At 65.7% G+C, this 23838-nt stretch carries 20 protein-coding genes; 16 read left to right on the forward strand and 4 right to left on the reverse strand.

The window, feature by feature from the left end:
* Positions 1-146 precede the first annotated feature (146 nt).
* Positions 147-1475 (reverse strand): MFS transporter, encoded by a 1329-nt coding sequence (locus VGQ44_00345; GenBank protein HEV8445234.1) that lies wholly within the window; start codon positions 1473-1475, stop codon positions 147-149.
* Positions 1476-1664: 189 nt separating this feature from the next.
* On the opposite strand from VGQ44_00345, the gene VGQ44_00350 reads away from it, so the two are divergent.
* From VGQ44_00350 to VGQ44_00395, 10 genes are all read left to right on the forward strand, one after another.
* The gene (locus VGQ44_00350; GenBank protein HEV8445235.1) at positions 1665-3287 is read left to right on the forward strand and encodes a DHA2 family efflux MFS transporter permease subunit; all 1623 of its coding nucleotides are present in this window, start codon (positions 1665-1667) and stop codon (positions 3285-3287) included.
* A gap of 163 nt (positions 3288-3450) precedes the next feature.
* Positions 3451-4800 carry an efflux RND transporter periplasmic adaptor subunit gene (locus VGQ44_00355; GenBank protein ID HEV8445236.1) on the forward strand — a complete coding sequence of 450 codons (1350 nt, stop codon included), beginning with the start codon at positions 3451-3453 and terminating at the stop codon, positions 4798-4800.
* Positions 4797-6281, forward strand: coding sequence for a TolC family protein (locus tag VGQ44_00360; protein HEV8445237.1), 1485 nt, complete (start codon positions 4797-4799; stop codon positions 6279-6281). The genes VGQ44_00355 and VGQ44_00360 overlap by 4 nt, the downstream gene beginning before the upstream one ends.
* Positions 6281-7435: an efflux RND transporter periplasmic adaptor subunit gene (locus VGQ44_00365; GenBank protein HEV8445238.1), complete on the forward strand. Its 1155-nt coding sequence runs from the start codon at positions 6281-6283 to the stop codon at positions 7433-7435. The genes VGQ44_00360 and VGQ44_00365 overlap by 1 nt, the downstream gene beginning before the upstream one ends.
* Positions 7432-10638 carry an efflux RND transporter permease subunit gene (locus VGQ44_00370; protein ID HEV8445239.1) on the forward strand — a complete coding sequence of 1069 codons (3207 nt, stop codon included), beginning with the start codon at positions 7432-7434 and terminating at the stop codon, positions 10636-10638. The genes VGQ44_00365 and VGQ44_00370 overlap by 4 nt, the downstream gene beginning before the upstream one ends.
* Before the next feature lie 363 nt (positions 10639-11001).
* Positions 11002-11754, forward strand: a complete 753-nt coding sequence (locus VGQ44_00375; protein HEV8445240.1) for a DUF1080 domain-containing protein — start codon at positions 11002-11004, stop codon at positions 11752-11754.
* Positions 11751-13079 (forward strand): Gfo/Idh/MocA family oxidoreductase, encoded by a 1329-nt coding sequence (locus tag VGQ44_00380; protein HEV8445241.1) that lies wholly within the window; start codon positions 11751-11753, stop codon positions 13077-13079. Before VGQ44_00375 ends, VGQ44_00380 begins: the two co-directional genes overlap by 4 nt.
* Before the next feature lie 67 nt (positions 13080-13146).
* Entirely contained in the window at positions 13147-13437 is a 291-nt protein-coding gene (locus VGQ44_00385) for a hypothetical protein (protein HEV8445242.1), read from the forward strand.
* A gap of 111 nt (positions 13438-13548) precedes the next feature.
* On the forward strand, positions 13549-14076 hold the full coding sequence (locus tag VGQ44_00390; protein HEV8445243.1) for a sigma-70 family RNA polymerase sigma factor: 528 nt from the start codon (positions 13549-13551) through the stop codon (positions 14074-14076).
* A gap of 1 nt (position 14077) precedes the next feature.
* A complete protein-coding gene (locus tag VGQ44_00395; GenBank protein HEV8445244.1) occupies positions 14078-14851 on the forward strand; it encodes an anti-sigma factor in 774 nt (257 codons plus the stop codon).
* Here VGQ44_00395 and VGQ44_00400 read toward each other — a convergent pair.
* The 3 genes from VGQ44_00400 to VGQ44_00410 are packed head-to-tail and all read right to left on the reverse strand — an operon-like array spanning position 14835 to position 19251.
* Complete coding sequence (locus VGQ44_00400; GenBank protein ID HEV8445245.1) at positions 14835-16181, reverse strand: metallophosphoesterase; 1347 nt, start codon at positions 16179-16181, stop codon at positions 14835-14837. The two genes, VGQ44_00395 and VGQ44_00400, sit on opposite strands and share 17 nt — an antisense overlap.
* Before the next feature lie 60 nt (positions 16182-16241).
* The gene (locus VGQ44_00405; GenBank protein HEV8445246.1) at positions 16242-18890 is read right to left on the reverse strand and encodes an ABC transporter permease; all 2649 of its coding nucleotides are present in this window, start codon (positions 18888-18890) and stop codon (positions 16242-16244) included.
* A 16-nt stretch (positions 18891-18906) separates the two neighbouring features.
* A complete protein-coding gene (locus VGQ44_00410; protein HEV8445247.1) occupies positions 18907-19251 on the reverse strand; it encodes a PadR family transcriptional regulator in 345 nt (114 codons plus the stop codon).
* A 389-nt stretch (positions 19252-19640) separates the two neighbouring features.
* On the opposite strand from VGQ44_00410, the gene gspG reads away from it, so the two are divergent.
* Genes gspG through VGQ44_00440 form a run of 6 tightly spaced genes read left to right on the forward strand, consistent with a single transcriptional unit; the run spans position 19641 to position 23835 of the window.
* Positions 19641-20120 (forward strand): type II secretion system major pseudopilin GspG, encoded by a 480-nt coding sequence (gene gspG, locus VGQ44_00415; GenBank protein HEV8445248.1) that lies wholly within the window; start codon positions 19641-19643, stop codon positions 20118-20120.
* Between the two features lie 21 nt (positions 20121-20141).
* A complete protein-coding gene (locus VGQ44_00420) occupies positions 20142-21347 on the forward strand; it encodes a type II secretion system F family protein (protein HEV8445249.1) in 1206 nt (401 codons plus the stop codon).
* A complete protein-coding gene (locus tag VGQ44_00425) occupies positions 21344-21820 on the forward strand; it encodes a prepilin-type N-terminal cleavage/methylation domain-containing protein (protein HEV8445250.1) in 477 nt (158 codons plus the stop codon). The genes VGQ44_00420 and VGQ44_00425 overlap by 4 nt, the downstream gene beginning before the upstream one ends.
* A complete protein-coding gene (locus tag VGQ44_00430; protein ID HEV8445251.1) occupies positions 21804-22205 on the forward strand; it encodes a type II secretion system protein in 402 nt (133 codons plus the stop codon). Before VGQ44_00425 ends, VGQ44_00430 begins: the two co-directional genes overlap by 17 nt.
* Positions 22202-22873: a type II secretion system protein gene (locus tag VGQ44_00435; protein HEV8445252.1), complete on the forward strand. Its 672-nt coding sequence runs from the start codon at positions 22202-22204 to the stop codon at positions 22871-22873. The genes VGQ44_00430 and VGQ44_00435 overlap by 4 nt, the downstream gene beginning before the upstream one ends.
* Positions 22870-23835 carry a hypothetical protein gene (locus VGQ44_00440; protein HEV8445253.1) on the forward strand — a complete coding sequence of 322 codons (966 nt, stop codon included), beginning with the start codon at positions 22870-22872 and terminating at the stop codon, positions 23833-23835. Before VGQ44_00435 ends, VGQ44_00440 begins: the two co-directional genes overlap by 4 nt.
* The last annotated feature ends 3 nt before the right edge of the window (positions 23836-23838 follow it).

Consider the following 23838-nt stretch of genomic DNA (forward strand, 5'->3'; position numbering starts at 1 on the left):
CCCGCGTTGCCGGCCACGAAGCGCGGCTAGAAAAATCGACACAGATCCCGCAGACGGTGAACAGCGATCCCGCAGATTGTTTTGTCTTTATCTGCGGGATCGTCGTTCACATCTGCGTCAACTGCGTTGAAGTTTTTGCGAACGTCTTAGTGGAGCGCCTGCCGGCTCTGATCGGGTAGCGCGAAGACGACCGCGGCGGCCGCGATGTAGAACGCCGACGTGAGGCTTAGCGCCGAGACGATCCCGACGTTCGGCACGGCCGCCAGCACTCCGATGACGTATGGTGCCAGGGCACCAAGTAGGCGACCGGAGTTGTAGCCGAGTCCTTGCCCGCTTGCGCGAACGGCCGTTGGGAAGAGCTCCGACATGAGCGGCGCGGCGACGCTCCAGTAGGCGTGGCCCGCGCACCCCAGGACCGGGCTCAGAAGCAAAAGCAGCGTCGGATGGTGCACGAGCCGACCGTACACCGGTACCAGAAGGGCGGACGCGGTCACGAACGTGACGAACACTCGCCGACGCCCGAACCGATCGGCGAGCGGGCCGAACGAGAGATAGCCGATGAACGCGCCTGCCTGAATCGGGATCAGCCAACCGGTCGACTTCACGACGCTCATTCCGGCGCCGCCTTTCTCGATGGGCGACGCGAGAAGATTCGGAAGCCAGAAAAACAACCCCCAATACGCGAACTGAAGCAGCGATGCGAGCAGACAGGCGAGCAGCGTCCGCCTGCGAAGCTCGGGGCCGAACAAGACGCGGTAAGGATTCGTCCGAGCGTGCGGCGACGCTCGAGACGCGCGCCAGAGCTCCGGTTCCTCGACGCGTCGTTGAGCCCACAGCGTGAAGAACGCGGGGAGGCCGCCGAGCGCGAACAGCACGCGCCACCCGTGATCGCCGAACGGAAGCACGTCGAGCACCAGACCGGCGAGAACCGCGGCGAGGATCGCGCCGAGGGCCCACGTCGACTGCATCGCGCTCGTCGCTTTGTTTCGCAGCTCCGGCCGGATCGATTCGGCGACGAGGACCGCGCCCGACGCCCACTCGCCGCCCATGCCCAGTCCGAGCAACGCCCGCCAGACCGCGAGCTGCACGACGCTCTGAGACGTCGCCGCGCCGAGCGAGCAAACCGAGTATATGAGAATCGTGATGTTGAGCGCCCGTACGCGGCCGATGCGGTCGGCGATCACACCGAAGGACAGGCCGCCGACCGCGGCGCTCACCAGCGTCAGCGTGCCGAGCAATCCGGCGGTGGCGTCACCAAAACCGAAGTACGATTTGAGGTGCCCGATGGCCAGCACGTAAATCAGGAAGTCCATCGAGTCGAACATCCAGCCCAGCCCGGCCGCGATGAGGACTCGGCGCTCCGCGAGGGTGAGCGAGCGGAGCCAGGAGCCCGTCGCGACCAGGCCCGGCGTGGCCGTGACCGCGCCGGCGGCGGGGGTAGCGGCGCCGCCTGCCGCCGCGGTCGACTCAGTCATGGGCCGCGGCGGTCGGATTCATGAGCGTTGCGGGCAGGGGCGACACGGAGTTCTCCACCCAACGAGATTTGGTGAACCGCGCGACCGCCGTCACGGCCGTCGCGCGGTATCGGCGCGATGATTGTAGCATCGGGAGGGTCGGTCAGCGACCCGCCGCGCCGATTCCGGCACCCCATAACGATTGGACTGATGGCGACATCGGCTGTAGGAAAGCGGACCGCGGGAGCGCGCTTCGAGACGCAAGAGAAGGAGCACGGCGACCACTACCGGTGGATCATCCTGCTCGGCCTGATCACGGCCGCGATCATGGAAGTACTCGACACGACGATCATCAACGTCGCGCTCCCGCAGATGGCGGGAAATCTGGGCGCGACGATCCAGGAGATCGCGTGGGTGAGCACGGGCTACATCCTGTCGAACGTCGTCGTGTTGCCGATGACCGCGTTCTTCACCGCCACGTTCGGGCGACGCAACTATCTGACGGCGTCGATCATCATCTTCGTGACGGCGTCATTTCTTTGCGGGACGTCGCATACTCTCGGTGAGCTGATCCTGTGGCGCGTCGTGCAGGGCGCGGGAGGCGCCGCGCTGCTGTCGACCGCGCAGGCGACGCTGCGACAGATCTTCCCGCGCGAAGAGCAGGGGATGGTGCAGGCGATCTTCATCCTCGGCATCATCGTCGCGCCGACGCTGGGGCCGACGCTCGGCGGGTGGATCACCGACAACTACAACTGGGGCTGGTGCTTCTTCATCAACGTGCCGATCGGCATCGTCGCCACGTTCCTGGTGACGGGCTTTCTGCACGATCCGCCGGGAATGCGGAAGAAGCCGCAGGCGATCGACTGGGCGGGCATCTCGCTGCTGACGATCGGTCTCGCGTCGCTTCAGTACGTGCTCGAGGAAGGGCGCGAGAAGGATTGGTTCAACGACACGCTGATCATTCGGCTGAGCGTCATCGCCGGAGTGTCATTGGCGGGAATGCTCTGGTGGGAACTGTCACCGAGGAACAAACACCCGGTAATTGACTTCCACGTCCTCAAGAACCGCGACCTCGCGGGGTCGATCTTCCTCTTCATCGCTCTTGGGTTCGGTCTGTACGGCGGTGTTTTTCTCTTTCCGCTGTTCACGCAGAATCTGCTGCACTTCACGCCGACCGAGACCGGGCTCACGCTCATGCCCGGCGGCATCGCGACCGCCGTGGCGGCGATCATTTGCGGCCGCATGCTGAACGGCGCCAAGCCGATGGTCGACGCGCGCGTGCTGATCTACATCGGCGTGTCGCTGTTCGTCGTCGCCATGTGGCGGCTTGGGCACCTCACGGTCGATGCCGGCGAACCGGAAGCCCGGTATGCCCTGATCATACGCGGCCTGGGCCTCGGGTTCCTGTTCACGCCGATCAACAACGTGGCCTACGCGAACCTCAAGCCGAGCCAGGCACAGCAAGCGTCCGGTTTGATCAACCTGGCTCGGCAGTTGGGCGGGTCCTTCGGAATCGCCATTATCACGACTTTCCTAGACCATCAGGTCGCGATGCACCGGGCGATGCTGACCGCCAACACGTACATCGAGAACCCGCAACTCGTCGCACGGCAAAACGCGGCGGTGGCCGGTCTCGTGGCAAAAGGATACTCGGCAGTGCAGGCCAAACAGGGTGCGCTGGCCATCCTCGACGGGGCGCTGATGCGCCAGGCGACCATGCTGAGCTACAACGACGCGTGGATGTTGATTTTGGCGACGTTCGTGCTCATCGCCCCGGCGATCCTGATCTTGAGGAAGCCAAGGTCACACGGGCCGGTGGAGGCGGGGCACTGACGGCGGGCCTACCCGTCCCCGGGTCAACACCTACCCCCTCCCACACGTACCACCTTATAGATGAACGCGGCGGCGCCTCCGTTCGGGGGCGCCGTTTTGTTCCAATCCGCTCGCCGGCGCGTAAGTTTTCACCGTGCCCGAGAGCGTCTCCCCACCGAAACCCATGTCAGTTCGACGTATACCATTACTCGCCGTCGCGTCCGCCATCGCGGCGCTCGCCGCCTGCGAGAACAAGAAGGCGGAGCAAGCGCCGCTGCCGACTACGGCGGTCACACGCGGCAACATCGCCGTTCGCGTTCAAGCGACCGGCACGGTCGAGCCGATCAACCCGGTCGACATCAAATCGAAGGCTCAAGGTCAGATCATCGCGCTGCCCGTCGAAGTCGGGTCCGTCGTGAAGAAGGGTCAGGAGATCGCGAAGATCGACCCGCGCGACGTCAAAAATCAGTACGACCAGGCCGTCGCCGACGACGTCGTCTCGTATACGAGTCTTCAGGCGACCAAGCGCGATCAAGCGCGGCAGGACTCGCTGTTCGCGGCGCACGTCATCACCGCCTCGGAACACGACAGCAGCAAGGCGACGCTCACGGCGGCGCAAGCTGATCTCGTCAGCAGCCGCGCCGCGCTCGACCTGCGCCGCCAGGCGCTCGAGGATGCGACGGTCGAGGCTCCGCTCGGCGGCACGGTGGTAAGCCGTCCGACGACGCAGGGCACGATCATCACGTCGGCGACGTCGGCGAACGGCGGTACGACGCTCATGACCATCGCCGATCTCGGACGCGTACGCATGCGCGTGACGATCGACGAAGTGGAAATGGCGAACGTCCGCGTCGGCGAACCGGCGTCGGTCGCCGTCGACGCTTTCCCGGACCACATCTTCGACGGTGTCGTCGAGAAGGTCGAGCCGCAGGCCGTGGTCACGCAGGGCGTGACGTTTTTCCAGGCGTTGGTGAGCATCAGCAACAAGGACGGTCTGCTGATGCCGGGCATGAACGGCGAAGTCACGATCCGCGCCGCCGATCTGTCTCAAGTCGTGCAGTTGCCCATCGACGCCATTCGGCCGACGAACGAGCTCGCGCCGGTGGCGCGCATGTTCGGTCTCTCGGTGGACACGATCACCTCGCAGATGCGGAAGGACCTCCTCGGCACCGAAGGAACGACCGGCGTGCCGGGGCGATACGTCGTCGTCGCACTCGCCGATGGATCGTACGAGATGCGTCTGGTAAAGACGGGTCCGACGGATCTGCGCGTGCAAGAGATCACGGACGGGGTCAAGGAAGGCGACAAGGTGGTCATGCTGGGCGCCATCATCATAGGGAAACCGGCCGTTCCGCCGACGCTTCGAATCGCGGCGAACATTCGTCGCGCACCGACGTCGGAGGTCGGGGCGGCCACGGGATCCGGCGGGACGCAAGCAGGTAAACCCGCGGCAGCGAGCGCGCCGAAGCCGGCGGCCGCCAAGCCGAGTGGGGAACCGCAAGCCACGCAAGCGGGATCAGCCAGGAAGCCGTGAAGGCCAAGACCGGATCCCTATTCGCATTCTCTTACCTCCTGACGGCAGGCACGGCGTGCGTTCATCCCACGCCCTCGATCGACGGCTCGGCGTCTTCACCAACCAGCGCGGCCACCCTTTGGACTCCGTCGTCGAGCGTCGTCAACGCGGCAGCGCGTGACGCGAAGCCTGCGTCGCACCCGATCGTCGGTGCGCCGAGCGCCGACGAACTGAAAAAGCTCACCGTCGCCGACGTCGTCGACGTCGCGCTCCGCAACAGCCCCGCGACGCGCAACACCTGGCTGCAGGCACGCGCCAGCGCCGACGTCTACGGATCGAGCGAGAGCCGCCTCTATCCGAACATCTCCGCCGGCGCGACGGTGAACAACTCGCGCGTGCTTGGCACCACGGGTCGTCCGGCGTCGACGCGATCGCAGGCCGGTCCGACGCTCACGCTCACCTACACGGTGCTCGACTTCGGCGGACGGTCCGGCACGATCGACGTCGCCCGGCAGACGGCGGTGGCGGCGAACCTCGCACACAACTCGACCGTCGAGAACACGATTCTCCAAGTCGAGGGGGCGGCGTTCAGCTACCTGTCGGCGCGCGCGCAACGCGACGCGGAGAAGTCGTCAGTCGATCTCGCCACGGCCGCGCTCGACGCGGCGAGCGAGCGGCATCGTGTCGGCCTGGCCACGATCGCGGACGTGTTGCAAGCACAAACGGCTCGCTCGCAAGCCGAACTCGACCTCGAGACCCTCGAAGGTTCCACGCAGGTCGCGCGCGGCGCGCTCGCCGTGGCGATGGGTCTTCCCGCGAACACGCCATTCGAGATTCCCGACGTTCCGGCGACGGATTCAGTTTTCTTTGTGGCGCAGTCGGTCGATTCGCTGATCGATTTAGCGATTCGGAACCGTCCGGAGCTCGCGCAAGCGCGTGCCGCGGCGGCCGCGGCGTCGTCACAGATCAGGGTCGCGAAATCGGGGTATTTACCGGCGCTGTCGTTTTCCGCGATCGGCGGCAACAACGCCTCAAACGTTTCGGGTTTCGCCGGTAACTCTTATTCAGTCACTGTCGGTGTGCAGATGCCCGTGTTCACCGGATTCGCAAATGGTTACGACGTGGCCGCGGCTAGTGAGCAGTACCAGGCGGCGATCGCGCGCACCGAAGCCACCCGTCAACAGGTCATTCAGCAGGTGTTCACCGCCTATTACACGCTCCGCACCGCCGCCGACCGCGTCAGGACCGCGCACGACCTCCTCACGAGCGCGATCCAGTCCGAGTCGGTCGCGCGCGGGCGTTACAAGGAAGGGGTCGGCAGCATCGTCGACCTGCTGGTCGCACAGTCGGCGCTGGCCAGCGCGCGCGCGCAAGACGTCGACACGCGATGGCAATGGCGGACTTCGCTCGCGCAGCTCGCGCACGATGTCGGCGTGTTGAATTCGCGCGGCGATACGAGCTTCTCGCCGTTTACTCCTCTGCCGAACGTGAGGCCGCGCTGATGAGAATGCGATTGGTCTCGCTTCGCGACGGGTGCGCCGTCTTGACGGCCGTCGTTGCCGCGTGCTCGAAACCGCCCGCGCAACAGGCGCCGCCGGTTCCCGTTCAAGTCGCGTCGGTGAGCAAGATTTCCGCGCCGCTCACGCTCGAGTCGAACGGCGTGGTCGAGCCGATGCAGACGGTGTCGGTGTTGTCGCAAGTGGGCGGCACGCTCGACACCGTGATGTTCAACGAAGGCGACGAGGTCCAGGCGGGCCAAGTTCTCTTCAAGCTCGACTCGCGTCCATTTGCGGCGACGCTTCGTCAGACCGAAGCGGCGCTCCTGCGCGATCAGGCGCAGGCGCAGTCGCTGCAGCGCGACGCCGAGCGGTACAAGGCGCTCGTCGAGAAAGATTACGTGACGAAATCGCAGGCCGATCAGGCGCAGTCGGCGGCCGAAGCGATGCAGGCGACCGTGCAGTCCGACAAGGCGGCGGTCGACAACGCGCGGCTCAATCTCGACTTCGCCACGATTCGCTCGCCGATCGCGGGGCGGACGGGACGGTTGCTCGTTCGCCGCGGCAATCTCGTGCGCGCGAACAACGACGCTCTCGTCGTGATCAATCAATTGCGTCCAATTTTGGTGCGATTCCCGATCGTGCAGCACGACTTCCCCGCGCTCCAGCGGCGCAACGTTCGGGGCAACGTTCCAGTTCGCGTGGTCACGGCCGACAGCGGCGGTATCGACGAGACCGGCACCCTGGCGTTTCTCGATAACGCGGTCGATTCTCTCACGGCGAGCGTGAGCGCCAAGGCGCGGTTCCAGAACCAGCACAACGTGCTCTGGCCGGGCGAAGCGGTTCGCGTGAGCGTGGAGCTCGAGGTGCAGGCCGGCGTGGTCGCGGTGCCGACGCGCGCGGTGCTCGCCGGGCAGCAAGGCAACTATGTATTCGTCGTCGGGAACGACAAGGTCGCGAAGGTGCGGCCGGTATCAGTCGGTCGGTCGGTGGGCACGGGTGACATGACGACGATCGACAAAGGACTCGAGCCCGGCGAGCAGGTCGTGGTCGACGGGCAGTCGCGTCTGACGCCGAACGCCCGGGTCGATGTGAAGGCGGCGCCGAGCACGTCGGCGTCGGCGGAGGCGGTACAAGCGGGGAGCGGCGCTACGCCATGAATCTTTCCGAACTGTTCATTCGGCGGCCCGTCACGACGGTGCTCGTGATGCTGGGGGTTCTTTTCTTCGGCATCACGGCGTACAAGCGACTGCCGGTGAGCGATCTCCCGACGGTCGACTATCCGACGCTGACGGTGAGCGCGAGTCTGCCGGGCGCGAGCCCGGAGACGATGGCCTCCGCGGTCGCGACGCCGCTCGAAAAACAGTTCTCGACCATCGCCGGCATCGACAACATGACGTCGACGTCGAGCCTGGGCGCGTGCAACATCACGATTCAGTTCTCGCTCGACCGGAGCATCGACGCCGCGGCGCAGGACGTCCAGGCGATGATCGCCAAGACGCTCAAGAACCTGCCGCCGGGCATCATCCCGCCGTCATATCAGAAAGTGAATCCGGCCGACCAGCCGATCGTGTTCTACGGCTTCACGTCGGACCTGATGCCGATCTCCAAGCTCGACGAGTACGCCGAGACCTTCATGGCGCAGCGCATCTCGATGATCCCGGGCGTGGCGCAAGTGAACGTCTACGGGTCGGCGAAATACGCGGTGCGCATCCAGCTCGATCCAAACGCGTTGGCGAGCCGGCAGATCGGCATCGATGAAGTCGCCGACGCGATCAACGACCAGAACGTGAATTTGCCGACGGGTGTGCTCAACGGCCCGACGAAGACGTACACGGTCCAGGCGAACGGCCAGTTGAACAACGCGTCGTCGTTCCGCCGGCTCGTCGTCACGTATCGCAACGGCGCGCCGATCCACCTCGGCGACATCGGCCAGGTGCTCGACGACATTCAGAACAACAAGTCGATTGCGTGGTTCGCGCAGAAGAACGACTACACCCGCGGCGTCATCCTCGCCATTCAGCGACAGCCCGGCACCAACACCGTCGCCGTCGCCGACGCCGTGAAGGCCGAGATGACGAAGCTGCAGAAGCAGATCCCGGCCAGCGTCAACATGACGCTGATGTACGATCGGGCGGCGACGATCCGCGAGTCGGTGCGCGACGTGAAGTTCACGCTGGTGCTGACCCTGTTCCTCGTCATCGCCGTGATCTTCCTGTTCTTGCGGAACGTGTCGGCGACGCTGATCCCGAGCCTGGCGCTGCCGATCTCGGTGATCGGCACGTTCGCGGTGATGTATCTGCTCGACTACAGTCTGGACAATCTGTCGCTGATGGCGCTGACGCTCGCCGTCGGCTTCGTGGTCGACGACGCGATCGTGATGCTCGAGAACATCGTCCGCCACATGGAGATGGGCAAGCCGCCGATGCGAGCGGCGGTGGACGGCGCGGCGGAAGTCGGATTCACGATTCTGTCGATGACGATCTCACTCACCGCCGTCTTTATCCCGATTCTGTTCCTGGGCGGGATCGTCGGGCGGTTGTTCCACGAGTTCGCCGTCGTGATCGCCGTGTCGATCCTCGTCTCGGGCTTCGTGTCGCTGACGCTCACGCCGATGCTGTCGAGCCGCTTCCTGCGGCCGCACGAGCACGGCGAGACGCACGGGCGCGCCTATCAGATCACCGAAGCCGGCTACGACTGGCTCCTGGCGAAGTACAAGGGGAGCCTCGAGTGGGTGATGAACCATCGCCCGCTGTCGATGGCGTTCTCGTTCATGATCCTCGTCGGCACGGTCGTGCTCTTCGTGCTGATCCCGAAAGGGTTCATCCCAAGCCAGGACAACGGCCAGCTCTTCGTGACGACGGAAACGGCGCAGGGTACGTCGTTCGACGACATGGTCGTGCACCAGAAGCAGGTGAATGCGATCCTTTCGGCGGATACGAACATCGCGGGTTTCTATTCGGCGATCGGCGGCAGCTCGACGGTCTCCGGAACGAATCAGGGGCGCCTCTTGATCGGCCTTCGGCCGCGCGATGAACGCGTGAACGTCGACGACATGATCAAGGAGCTTCGGCCGAAGCTCGCGAAAATCCCGGGCATCGTCGTCTACATGCAGAATCCGCCGCCGATTCAGATCGGCGGTCGCGTGTCGAAGAGCCTGTATCAGTTCACGATGCAGAGCTCCGACATCACGACGCTGTATCCGGCCGCCGATGCGCTCGTCGCGCAGGCGCGCAAGTCGCCGTTGCTCCAGGACGTGACGACCGACCTCCAGCTCGGCCAACCGCAGGCGAGCGTCGAGATCGATCGTGAGCGCGCGGCGCAGCTCGGGGTCACCGCGGACCAGATCGAGACCGCGCTGTACGACGCCTACGGCTCGCGCCAGGTCTCCACCATCTACACGCCGAACGACGAGTACTGGGTCGTGATGGAGCTGTTGCCTCAGTATCAGCTCGACCTGTCGGCGATGAACATGCTGTACGTTCGCTCGAAGACCGGCGCCCTCGTCCCGCTCGGCGGGGTGGCGCGGATCACGCAGACCGCGGGCGCGCTCAGCGTCAACCACTCGGGACAGCTCCCGTCGGTGACGTTGTCGTTCAACCTCCGGCCGGGCGTGGCGCTCGGCCAAGCGACGGACGAAGTGCAACGGATCGCCAACAAAACGCTGCCGGCGTCGATCAATACGGGGTTCTCCGGCACGGCGCAGGCGTTTCAGTCGACGCAGGCCGGCATGCTCGCGCTGCTCGGCATCGCGATCTTCGTCATCTACGTCGTGCTCGGTGTGTTGTACGAGAGCTTCATCCATCCGATCACGATTCTGTCGGGTCTGCCGTTCGCGGCGTTCGGCGCTCTGCTCACGCTGCTGATCTTCAAGATCGATCTCAGCGTGTACGCGTTCGTCGGCATCATCCTGCTCGTCGGTCTCGTAAAGAAGAACGCGATCATGATGATCGACTTCGCGCTCGAGGCCGAGCGCTCGGAAGGTCGCGCGCCGGCCGACGCGATCGTGCACGCGTGCTTGATCCGCTTCCGCCCGATCATGATGACGACGATGGCCGCGCTGATGGGCACGTTGCCGATCGCCGTCTCGACCGGCGCCGGATCCGAGTCCCGCCGCCCGCTCGGCATCGCCGTGGTCGGCGGCCTCGCGTTCTCGCAGTTGATCACGTTGTACGTGACACCGGTGTTCTACACCTACATGGATACGCTCAGTGAGCGCGGCGCCCGCTTCTTCGCGCGGTTCGGAAAGAAGAAACGCGCGGACGAGGGCCATGCACCGGTTCCGGTGCCGGTTGCGGCCACTGCCAACTTGATCGCCGTCGACGGGCAGCTCGCGAAGTCCAGCGGAGACGCGGCGGACTAACCGCAAACCGCAAACCGCAAACCGCAAACCGCAACCGCTCACCGCAGAGAGGCAGAGGACGCTGAGGACGCTGAGGATGCTGAGAGGCCCCCGGGTGCGATCAGCGTCGGCGCGCAACGAGCGGACCTTTTTGTTGAAAGCCGCTCGGGATGCTCCAACGCGCCGGCGTCTGACCTTCCAATCCGAAGCTCCCCGAGCGGCAGTCTCCAAGAATCCGGTTAGTTGAGCGACGGACTTCGATTGTTCTCTGTGTCTCTCTGCGCCTCCGCGTCTCTGCGTTGAGCGGTTTAGAAGGCGCCCGATAGAGTGCCAGCCCGGGAGACCGGCGCTTGCGCCCGGGCGCGGTGGTCGTATCGTCACTGCATGCGACGAAACTGCGTTCTCCTCTTCCTCGCGCTCGCACAGCCAATTGCGGCACAGACGGCACCGAACACGTTGACGTCCGCCGAGCGAGCCGCGGGGTGGCAGCTGCTCTTTGACGGCAGGACGCTGAAGGGTTGGCGTGGGCTCGGCTACGACTCGGTCCCTACCGCGCACTGGCGCGTCGTGGACGGGACGATCGAGAAGATTCCGAGCGGGAAGGTCGCGAAGATCGCGGACGGTCAGCCGGCAAACGGCGGTGACCTCATGACGGTCGACACGTTCGGCGACTTCGAGTTGTCCTTCCAATGGAAGGTCGCGCCAGGCGCCAACAGCGGCGTGAAATACAACGTGTCGGAGGAGTTTTCCCTCGCGCATGCGTCGAATCACGCGGCGCTCGGATTCGAGTACCAGGTGCTCGACGATTCGCTGAGCGACGACAACAAGATCGCGTCGCATCTCGCGGGATCGCTGTACGATCTGATCTCCCCCAACGGCGCGAAGAGGCTGATGCCGGTGGGTCAGTGGAACACATCGCGGATCGTCTTTCAGGGACGACACGGCGAGCATTGGCTCAACGGGGCGAAGATCGTCGAGTTCTACCTCGGCACTCCCCGCATGGATTCGCTGCTCGCAAAGAGCAAGTACCACACGATTCCGGGATTTGCCGATCGCCGCACAGGACACATCATTTTGCAGGATCACAACGACGAGACGTACTACCGCGACATCAAGATTCGGGAGCTCAAGCCATGACGCCCGACGACGACGGCGTAGATCGACGAGAGTTTCTCAAGACGGCGTCCGCCACGGGACTGGGTCTCGTGATGACGTCGCACGCGCCCGGGCTGCTCCGATCCCGCTCGCCGAACGACCACATCTCGGTCGCCGTGTTCGGGTTGAACGGCCGAGGCATGGTGCACGCCCAGAACTTCTCGCGGCTCAAGAACTCGTCGGTGGCGTACATCGCCGACGTCGACTCGACCGTGCTGGCGAAGGCGGGCGGCGAGATGAAATCGGCCGAGCGCGCCCCGAAGTCGATCGGCGATTTCCGCCAGGCGCTCGAGGATCCGACCGTCGACGCGGTGTCGATCGCGACGCCCGACCACTGGCACGCGCCGATGGCGATTCTGGCGATGAAGGCCGGCAAGCACGTCTACGTCGAAAAGCCGTGCGGCCACAACGCGCGGGAGGGCGAACTGCTCGTCGCGGCGCAGCGCGACACACATCGCGTCGTCCAGATGGGGACGCAGCAGCGCTCGTCGGCGCGAACGATCGAGGCGCTCCAGCGCATCAAGGACGGCGTGATCGGCCGTCCGTATCTCGCGCGCGCCTGGTACGCGAACACGCGCGTCGGTATTGGCAAGGGGAAAACGGCACCGGTTCCGAAGAATCTCGACTACGACCTCTGGCAGGGTCCGGCGCCGCGAATGCCGTATCGCGACAACCTGATCCATTACAACTGGCATTGGTTCACGCACTGGGGCACCGGCGAGATCTGCAACAACGGCACGCACGAGATCGACATTGCCCGTCTCGCGCTCGGCGTCGAGCATCCGACGCGTGTGTTGTCGAGCGGCGGCCGCCGGCACTACGACGACGATTGGCAGTTCCCCGACACCCAGGAAGCGACGTTCGAGTTCGCCGGCGGCAAGACGATCATCTGGCAGGGCGAGAGCTGCAACGGCTGCAAGACCTTCGATCGGTCGCGCGGCACGGCGGTGTACGGGACGAGCGGAACGCTCGTCGTCGACCGCGATGGATACGTCGTCTACGATCTCAAAGGAAAAGAGACGACGCGAAACATCGAGCCCAAGGCGGGCGACGGGTTGGAGCTCACGGGCGACGACGCCGCAACGTCGATTCACATGGACAACTTTCTCGACGGAATTCGCACCGGCGCCAAGCTGCGCGCGCCGATCGAGGATGGCGCGACGACCGTGCTCCTTTGTCACCTCGGCAACATCGCGCAGGCGACGGGACGGGCGCTGCGCACGGATCCTGCAAGCGGCCACATCGTTGGCGACTCCGAGGCGGCGAAGCAGTGGTCGCGGACGTATGAGCCGGGGTGGGGAATGTGAAGTCGGGTGGACGGGTAAACCGGTGGACCGAAACTTCTGAGGGCGAACAACCGGACAAGAGCAAGACATGCCGTGCCTACTTGTATTCATCGCGCTGTTCACGCCGCGGCTGGTCATCGTGCTGCTGTGGCTGTTCACGTTCTGGTTCCGCGGACTGTTCACCACGCCGCTCTGGCCGATCCTCGGATTCATCTTCCTACCGACGACGTTCCTCTGGTATACGGCGGTCATCCACTGGTATCACGGCGTCTGGTCGGCCGTCCCGATCATCGGAATCGTGATCGCGCTGATGATCGACCTGTCGCCGGCCGGCCACCGGGGCTTCCGGCGCCGCCGAATCGTGGGGCCGGAAGAATAGGGGAATAAATCGGCGGATGGCAAAGTCAGGTCACTGGTCACCGGTCTCGGGTCGTTGGGACGTGAAAACGCCCGGTGACCGGTGACCGGTGACCGAACACGTATTCCCTGCATGCCCCCCGCCCCCAACGACATCGACCGCTTCGAGCGAATCGTGCTACCGCATCTGGACGATGCGTACACGCTCGCCCGTTATCTGCTTCGCGACCCGCACGAGGCGCAGGACGCCGTGCAGGACGCGGCGCTGCGCGCACTCCGCTATTTCGAGACCTATCGCGACGGCGACGCGCGAGCCTGGCTGCTCGCCATCGTCCGCAACTGTTGCCTGACGCGGCACAATCGGGCCCGCGCCGAGCGGGCGAACATTTCATTCGTCGACGATGTGGACGTGGCGCACGAAGGCAGGGCGACGGACGCACGGGCGGTCGAACAGTCCGAGCGCGCCGCCCTTCAGCGGGCGCTCGACGGACTGCCGCCCGAGTTTCGCGAGGTGATCGTGTTGAGAGAGGTACAAGGGCTGAGCTACCGCGAGATCAGCGACGTCGTCGGCGTCCCGATCGGCACCGTGATGTCGCGGCTGGCGAGAGGCCGTCGCCGGTTGGCGTCGGCGCTGGGTTACGACGCGCGAGAGGCGGGCTGACATGACGTGCGCTCAATGCCGAGAACTGCTCGACGCGTACGTCGACGGCGAACTTCCGGCCGCGGATGCCGCGGACGTGCGCGAACACATCGCATCGTGCGCGGAGTGCGCGCGTGAACACGTGGCGCTTGCCGCCACGGCGCGCCGAATTGGAGAGACGCTCGTGAAATACCAGGCACCCGACGTGCTCAAGGCGCGGATTCGCGTCGCGCTTGCGCAGCCCGATTCCTTGGCCCCCACCGCGCCGTCGGGAACATCCGTGACTACACGGCGGCTTGCACTTGGTGGACTCGGCATCGCCATAGCGAGCAGCATCCTCACGTTCGCGGTCGTGCGGGCCGTGTCGCCGGACCGTTCGGTGACCGACGAAATCGTGTCGAGCCACATCCGTGCGCTCATGCCCGGACATCTCACCGACGTCGCGTCGACGAACCAACACAACGTGAAGCCCTGGTTCAACGGACGCGTCGACCTCTCGCCGCCGGTTCCGAGTCTCGACTCGATCGGCTTTCCGCTCATCGGCGGGCGGCTCGACTACGTGCAAGAAAGAGCGGTGCCCGTCATCGTCTACGGCCGGCGTCAACACTTGATCGACGTCTACGTCCGGCCGAGCACGGGCGATCGCAAGGAAGCCAACGGCGAGACGACGGCGTCGGCGCGCAACGGGTACAACGTGATCGCGTGGCAGTCCAACGGCATGTCGCTCGAGGCGGTGTCAGACCTCAACCGCCCCGAGCTCGAGCAATTCGTGAAGGCGTTCAGCGGCGCACGATGATCTTCCCCTGCATCTTGGGATGCAGCGAGCAGAAATAGTCGTACGTACCGGGAGACGCGAGCGTCGCGCTGAAGCGTTGATCGGTGTCGAGCACCGGCGACTGCCGCCACGCGCGCTGCACGCTCACGATGAGATGCGGCACGTCGTCGTTGTTGATCCATGTGACCTTGGTGCCCGGCTTCACGGTCAGCACCGGCGGCGTGAAGTTGAAGTTGTCGATGCCGATCTCGTTGTCGGCGAGCGTGATGGTCCGACGCTTGGTCTGCCGCTCCATCATCGCTTCGTGTGACGCTTCGTCGAATGCCGGCGGTTGCCCCGAGAGCGTCGCGTCGACGATGGCGAGCGAACCGCGGCCCGGAACGAACGTCACGTCGGCAATGCCCAACACGCTCTTGAGCTTGTCCGGATCGACCTTCATCGGCCCCGGTGCGGGTGCCGTGCCGGGCGCCGGTTGCGGGAAAGCGGTCGACATCGCCGTGTGAAACGACACGTGCCCCTCGACCTTCTGCATGATCTGATGAATGTGGCCGTTGAGCACCGTCACCGACCCGAATCGCTTGAGCAGCGCGAGCGCTTGCTCGGAATCGTCGGTACCCCAGCCCCATTCGGGGTACACGGTCCACAGCGGCACGTGCGCGAAGAGCACGATCGGCGTGCTCGCCGCGAGCCGCGACACGTCCTTCTTCAGCCAATCGAGCTGCTCGGGGCCGAGCGTGCCCAGTCCGCCGGCTTTGAGATTCAGCACGTTGACGAGACCGACGAAGTGCACGCCGCTGTGGTCGAAGCTGTACCAGCCGCCGCCCTTCGTTCCTTTGCCGTAGCGTTGGAGATACGAGGCGCCGTTGTCGGTGGCGACGTCGTGCTCGCCGGGAACGTAGAAGATTCGTTCGCTCTTCACGCCGGTGAGGACCTGCTGCGCCGTATCGAACTCCTCCGGCTTGGCGAGCTGCGTGATGTCGCCCGTGTGCAGCACGAACGCCGGGGTCTGCGGCAGCGCATTCAACTTGGCGACCGCGTCCTGCAGCGTGGCGGTCACGTCTTTGTTGGCTTCCTTGCTGAAGCCGATGTGGCTGTCGCTGATTTGCGCGAAGAAGATGCTCTTCTTCTGCGGCTCGGTCAGGGAGCCGATGCGGCTCAGGGGAATCGAGAGCGGAAGCCCGCCCTCGAGCGCCCAGACGACGCCCGTTCCGGCCCACGCCATGCAGCGGAGGAAGCCGCGCCGGTCGACGCCGTCGTCGCTCTGATCGTTCGTGATGTAGTTGCTGCCCGTCGGTCTCGTATTTCCGTGCGCGTCGAACTCCGCCGCATCGCGATCGCGATGTGAACTCATGATGAAGCCTCCGTGGTTTCACACGGAGACTCCCGCGCGCCTCGGATTATTCCCGGCGAATCAGTCGACGCGCAGCGCGACCATGGGGTCGGCACGCGCGGCGCGCCGCGCCGGTCCGTAGCTCGCCGCCAGCGCGGCGGCCCCGAGGATGAGCACCGCCACCACGTAGACCGGCGATTCCCTCGTCGTCACGCCATAAAGCGTCGCCGCAAGCCATCTGGCCGCGAGCGTCGCGGCCCCGATGCCGACGACCGCGCCAATCGCGGCGAGCGCGCACGCTTCGATCACGACCATTCGCGCGACGCGGGACGGCTCCGCGCCCAGGGCGACGCGCAGGCCGAGCTCGCGCGTTCGCCGTTCGACGAGAAACGAGATCAGACCGTAAAGTCCCGTCGCGGCAAGCAAGAGCGCGATTCCCGCGAACGCGACGAGGAGTCGGCTCAGAGAGCGCGTCGTGAGCGCCGCCTGATCGAAAACAGCGTCCAACGTGCGAACGTTGAAGATCGGCATTGACGGGTCGACGGATCGAACGACGCTGCGTGCCGCCGCGGCGACCCGCGTGAGATCGCCATGTGCGCGAACGGCAAAGACCGCCCGCGTCCACGGGTCCTGGGCGTACGGGCGGAAAAACTGCGGCTCCGGAGCTCCGAAGATCGTCGCCTGCTTCACGTCTTGCACGACTCCGACGATCGTGGCGTTGCCGATGCCGGTGTTCACTTGATGGCCGAGCGCATCGCCATGCGGCCAATACGTGTTGGCGAACGTCTGATTGACCACCATCACCTTCGGAGCGTTCGCGTCGTCATCTACGTTGAACGTGCGTCCGGAGATCACGTGCACGTGCAGCGCCGCAAAATAGCCCGCCGTCGCGATGGTGCCGGTTACAAAGGGTTCGTGCCCCTTGCTGACCGTTTGGCCCTGGATGAGCGCCGGAAATTGGGAACAGCACCCGTTAATCGGCATCCGGTCGGCAGCCCCGGCGCCCGTCACGCCGGGCAGCGCGCGCAACCTCTGCTCGATATCGGCTACGAGCCGCGCGCGTGCCGCCGGTTCGTCGAAGCGCGCGCCTTGCATCGTCACCTCGAAGGTCGCGACGCCGTTCGGGTCAATTCCGAGCGGGATACGTTGGATGCGCCACACGCTCTCGAGCGCGAGCGATGCGCTCACCACGAGTATCACGGAGATGGCCACTTCGGCGATCACGAACGCGCGCTGCAATCGAGTTCGGGTAGGACCCACGGTGGCGTTGCGAAGCGCAGCGCCGGCGCGGATGTCCGCCAGGCGCAGCGCCGGGGCAATGCCGAACGCGATCCCGGCGAGCGCGGAGACGCCGAGTGCGAAGACCAGCGCGCGCCCGTCAATGTCGAAGGTCATCCACGCCGGCGTGTTCGGCGCGACCGCGCGTTGGATGAGATCGCGCGCCCAGATGGCGAGCAACGTGCCCAAGCCGCCACCGACGAGCGACAGTATGACGCTCTCAGTGAGCAATTGCCGGACGATGCGGCCACGGCTAGCGCCGATCGCGGCGCGGACGGCGATCTCGCGGGCCCGCGCCGAAGAGCGGGCAAGCTGCAGCGCGGCGACATTGGCGCACGCGATGAGCAAGACGAGAAGCGTCGCGCCGATCACCGCGACGAGGCTGCCTCGCACATCGCCCACGTATTGATCCCGCAACGGCGTCACGGTGGTCGTCATCACCGCGTTGGAGCCCGGCCACTCGCGCTGGAGTCGCGCGGCGATGGCGGCGAGCTCTCGCCGCGAGCCGTCGAGTGTCGCCCCACGCCGCAGCGTGCCAAAAACCTGGAGGTTGCGATTTCCACGCGACGACGGATTAGCGACGCCGTTGCTGAATCCGCTGTAGCCGCCGGTCGCAAGAGGCAACCAGGTCTCGCCGCGCGACGGGTAGCGCCATCGATTGGGAATGACGCCGATGATCGAACGCATGACACCGTTGACCACCACCCGTTGGTCGATCGCGCGCGCCGGATCGCCGAATTCCTGGCGTGCGAATTCATCGGAAACCACCATCACCGGGTCCGCGCCGGGCGTGTCGTCGGCATCGGAAAACACGCGGCCGAGTTCCGCCGTGACGCCCAATGTGGGAAAGAAGCTGGCGGTGACCAGGGCGGCAGAAACGCGGCGTGGCTCGCCGTGCAACATCACAAAGCTCGTCGAGCCCAGCGCGCCCATGTCGTCGAATGAATGCTGCTCCGTGCGCCAGTCGCGGTAGTCGAGGTAGGAGCTCACGCCGGCGGACGACGACGCGCCCACCTGGATCGAGCTGACCGACACCAGGCGGTCGCCGTTCGGGTACGGAAGTGGTCGAAGCAGGAGTGTGTCGGCGACGCTGAACATCGCGGTCGTCGCGCTCACACCCACGGCGATGCACAGCAGCGCAGCGACGACGGGCAAGCGTTGGCGACGGAACACGCGGAGGGCGAAACGCACATCCTGGCCGAGTGACGTGAGCGACGCGCCGCGGCTCATCACGCGTGCCGCGTTCTCGTCGATCGAGATGCACAGGGCGCGCGCTTTCTGTTCGTCGCCGAATCGACGCTCGGCGAGCTGTCGAGCGTCGGTGGGGGACATGCCGCGCGCGACGTATTCGGCGACGCGCATGTCGAGGTGAAAGCGAAGCTCGTCGTCGACGTCGCTTTGGACGTTCGAGCCCCAAAATCGGAGGTATCGCCGCCAGGCCGGTGTGCTCATCGGTCGCTCCTCCCTCTCAATTGGGCTCGGGTGGCGCTTCGAGCGCGGCGAAAACGGCGTGGGCGAAGCGGGTCCACGTTGCCGCTTCGACGCGAAGCTGTGACCGGCCTTTCGGCGTGAGCGTGTAGAATTTTGCCCGGCGGTTGTTCTCCGATGCACCCCATTCGGCGGAGATCCAGCCTCGGGCCTCGAGGCGGTGGAGCGCGGGATAGAGGGAGCCTTCTTCGATCTGAAGCACGTCGCCCGTGGCCTGTTCGATCCAGCGGGCGACCGCGTAGCCGTGCGTCGCCCGCCAACTCACGGCTTTGAGGATGAGGAGGTCGAGCGTCCCGCGCAAAACCTCGACGTTGGCGTCGGACATGGCTTGCCCCATAGGAATCCTAGGTGAAGCGAATGTGCGATCGTTCCCCTAGAAAATCAATGGGGCGGCGGTTGGCCGTGTGGTTGGGAGCCCTTGTCCGCTGGAACCCGCTAAGGATCCGATCGTCAATGGACAGGCGGCCGCACGGTTCGTAAATCCAAGCACAAACTGCGCATAACGCCCACGTGTTAGAAAGATCGGGGGCGCGAGGCACCGGGATGCGCGCGCTTAACGGCGGGTTCCGCACCGTCGTCATCCGTTCAGTGAGTGGTGCTAAGTCGCGCGATGAAAACCGTTTTGCCTGGTTTCGTGTCCAACTGTCCACCTCGTCCCGCGCGCGCCTCGAAGGCGGCTGGACGACGCTCACCGAGTCCGCCGACCCACGTCCGATGATCCCCCTGATCCCTTCGCGCCGCCATGCGCTTCGTGCGCTCCGTTCCCGCCGGTCCGAGCCTCGCGCCGGATTCACGCTGATCGAGATCCTGGTCGTGATCGTCGTGATCGCGATTCTCGCGACCCTCGTCGCCCCGAACATCTTCCAGCACGTCGGTGCCGCCAAGAGCGCCACGGCGAAGTCGCAAATCGAGATGCTCGGTGCCGCGCTCGACGCCTACCGTCTGGACAACGGATCCTACCCGACGACCGAGCAAGGGCTCGCCGCGCTGTGGGAAAAGCCGACCGTGGACCCGCCAAACAACTGGCGCTCGCCATATCTGCGGAAACCGGTTCCGCTCGATCCATGGGGGCGTGCCTACGCGTACTTGTCTCCTGGGCAGGCGAATCCTCAGGGCTACGACCTCGTGACCTACGGCGCCGACGGCAAGCCCGGCGGCGAAGGCGAGGACGCCGACATCACGAGCTGGAAGTAGACACAAGAAACCACGAGCACGATGCCGACCTTCGCGTACCAAGCCGTCGACGGATCCGGGAAGCGCCTGCGCGGCCACGCGCAGGCCGTGAGCCCCGGAGCGCTGACGCGTACGCTCGAACAGCGCGGCCTTTTCGTGCTCGATGTCGCCGAGTCCACGGAAAGCGACAGCGGCGGGCGCCGCGGTTTTCGTCTGGGACGCCGTCGCGAGGTGCTCGAGCTGACGCGCGCACTCGCCGCGCTTCTGCCCGTCGGCATGCCGCTCGCGCAGGCGCTACACGCGGCATCGGGTGTGGCGAGCGGCGACGTCAGGGCGGCGCTGCATGAAGTGAAGGGACGCGTCGAGCGTGGTGAAACGCTCTCGTCGGCTCTCGGGCAGCATCGCGCGTTGTTCTCGCCGCTGTACGTCGGCCTCGTGCGCGCCGGCGAGAAGAGCGGCGATCTCGACGCCGCGTTCGCTCGTCTCGCCGACCAGCTCGACCGCGACGAAAAGCTGCGCGGCCGAATTCTCTCGGCCTCGATCTACCCGATCATGCTGGCGACGGCGGGCTCGATCGCCGTCACGGTGCTGTTGTTCTTCGTGCTCCCGCGGTTCGTCACGCTGCTCGAGGGAAGCGGCGCGACGTTGCCGCGCTCGACGGCGACGTTACTCGCGTTCTCGTCGGCGCTGCACCATGCGTGGCCCGTGTTGCTGCTCATTCCGTTCGCGATCGCCGCGTTCGCGGCGTGGGCGACGAACACCGACGCCGGGCGCCGCGCGTGGTCGTCGACGATGCTCGGCCTTCCGGGTGTGCGCACGCTGCGGCGCTACGCACTGGCCGGTCGCTTCGCGCGCCTCGTCGGCGTGCTCCTTGGCGGCGGCGCGCCGCTGCTCACCGCGCTCGATGACACGATCGAATCAATCGGCGATCCTATAGCACGGGATGACGTCGTACGCGTTCGCACGCGCGTGCGCGAAGGCAGCTCGTTGCGCGCGGCGTTGGCCGAAAGCACGCTCTTTCCCGAGCTGCTCTCGCAGCTCGTCGGCGTCGGCGAGGACGCGGGGCAGTTGCGCGTGTTCCTGATGAAGGCCGCCGACATCTTCGAAGAAAGAACGGAACGTGCCACACACCGCCTCGCGACGCTCGCCGAGCCAGCGATGATCGTGACGTTCGGCGTGATCGTCGCGTTCATCGCGTTGTCGCTGCTGCAAGCCATCTACGGCATCAACGCGAACTCCTTCAAGTGATACGGACGCGGGCGAGCACCGACGCGCGCGTCCAGCGCCGCACCGGCTTCACGTTGTGGGAGCTGACAATGGTGCTGCTCATCATGGCCATCGCGGCCACGCTCGCCGCCCCAGCGCTCGCGCGGTTCGGTACCGAACAGCCGCCTGGCGGCGCGGACGCCATGCTCGGCCTGCTCCGAGACACCCGTAAGGCGGCGATCCAGTACAACACGACTGCGACCCTCCGGCTCGACCCGAAGTCGTTGGCGTTCGAGGTGGACACCGCGGGTGCGTTCGGGATGGCGGCGCTGGCGCAAGGCACGCTCGACCTCGGCATGGCGGCGTCGATCAAGACGGACCAACCTCGTCTGCGGTTCGTGTTCGAGCCGACGGGGGCCGCGTTCGCCGACACCGCGGTGATCAATGGCGGTCAAATCCCGCTGATCGTGCGTGTGGATCCTTGGAGCGGGGTGGCGCGTGCGGATTCTCGCTAGGGCGCGCCGAGGGATCACGCTTCTCGAGGCGGTCGCGGCGATCGCGATCGTCGGGATGACGTCGGTCGCGGCCCTCGAGGCCGCGGGCGGCGAGATGCGCACGGCCGAGCGCGCGCGGCGGGCGATCGAAGTCGAAGAGCTCGCGACCTCGCGGGTCGAGTTCATGGATCTGCTCACCGACACGGAGCTTCAGTCGCTGCCGGATTCGGTGGCGAAGGGAAAATTCCCGGCGCCGTTCGACCAATACACGTGGACGACGACGTCCACGCCGATCTCGGACCCCAACGGCCTGTACGACATTCGCATCACGGTCAGTTGGACGAACGGTTCGTATCTGGTGCGGACGTATCGCTACATCACTCCTCGCCTGGCGACGCGCCGATGACGATGCGCGCACGGCAAGGAATGACCCTCATGGAGCTCGTGATCGGCCTGGCGATCACGGGCATGATGACGGCCGCCGGCGCCGGGGCCTTCGAGTCGATCATCGCGCACCGGAAGGTGATTCGCGACGCGGCGGTGTCGACGGAGCGCGCCGTCGCGTTGCGCGAAATGATCCGAGACTGGATGTCGACCGGCCAGGTGCAGATCCAGCAGGGCGGCGGCCCGCGCGGGCTCTCGCGCGGCGCGGCGACGACCGCCGCTCCCGGCATGAGCAACAGCACGTCGTCGGTGAGCGCCGCGCAGGCGGCGGGTGACGAGATCTCGTTCACGACCAGCGCGGCAAACCCGGCGCTCCTCAGCATCGTCCGTATACGGATGTTCATCGACGCGGACAACAATACGCCGGAAAAGGGTCTCACGATCGAATACCAGCCGAACGCGCAGCAGCCGATCGTCCGCAAGATGCTCGACTCGACGATCGACACGCTCAACGTCGAGTTTCTCGACGACCGCACTCACCGGTGGTATCACTCGTCGGAGGCGGCGACGATCACGCCGACCGTCGTGCGCATCACGATGCTGCCGGGCGAGCACCACACGGCACCGCCGATTCTCTCGGTGCCGATGATCTACCCGCTCGCCAACGCTCGCCGGGTGGTGGCCCGATGAGGCAGCGCCGCGGAGTCGCGCTTCTCGCGGCACTCTGGCTCGTCGTCGCGATCGCGACGGTCGCGCTCCAGTTCAGCATGGAAGCCAAGGAGCGGCGCACACTCGGCATCGCGGCGTCCGAGCGCGGCCAGCAGCGCGCGCTCGCACTGGGTGCGCTCGCCTACGCGCAGGCGAAGCTCGAGTACGCAATCCGCGTCGCGCCGTCCAGCAGCAATCCGAACCTCGCGCGCCTCGCCGCGAGCGACCCGTGGTCCAACGTGGACTCGCTGTACACGGGCACGGTGCAAGTCGACAGTATTCCCGTCGCGATCCAGGCGCACGACCTCGGCGAAAAGCTCAACATCAACACGGCGACCGAGACGGAGCTGCAGCAATTCTTCAGCTTTCTGCTGAGCGACTACTCCAAGTCTACTCAACTCGCGCAGTCGATCATGGATTGGCGCGACGCCGACAGCGTGAAGCGGCCGAGCGGCGCCGAGCGCGACGACTACATCAAGGCCGGAATCCTGGCGCTGCCCGCCAACACGCTGTTCAGTGACATCAGCGAACTGCAGAACGTGATGGGGATGACGCCGGACATCTACGCCGAGGTCGCGCCGTACGTCACGACGCGTGGCGCGGGGCAGATCAATCTCAACGACGCGCCCGTACCGGTGCTCCGCGCCCTGCCGGGGATGACCGACGCGACGCTCAACCAGATCCTTCAGCTGCGGTCGCAAGGCCGTCGCATCTCCGATCAGTCGCAGATCTTCGCGTCGGCGGGGCGCGGCGGCCGACCGATGCCGGGACAACTGGCGAGCACCGCGGCGGTGAACGCGCTGCGCGGCCGCACTGAAGTGAACGCGTCGCAAGTTGAGCTCACGATCACCGCACGCGTCGGCCCGCAATCGCAGCCGACCGTGCTGATCGCCGTCGTCTCGAACGGCGGAAACGTGGCCAACGTCACGACGAAGAAATGGTGACGC

The sequence above is a fragment of the Gemmatimonadaceae bacterium genome (assembly GCA_036003045.1).
In the GTDB taxonomy this organism is placed as follows: Bacteria; Gemmatimonadota; Gemmatimonadetes; order Gemmatimonadales; family Gemmatimonadaceae; genus JAQBQB01.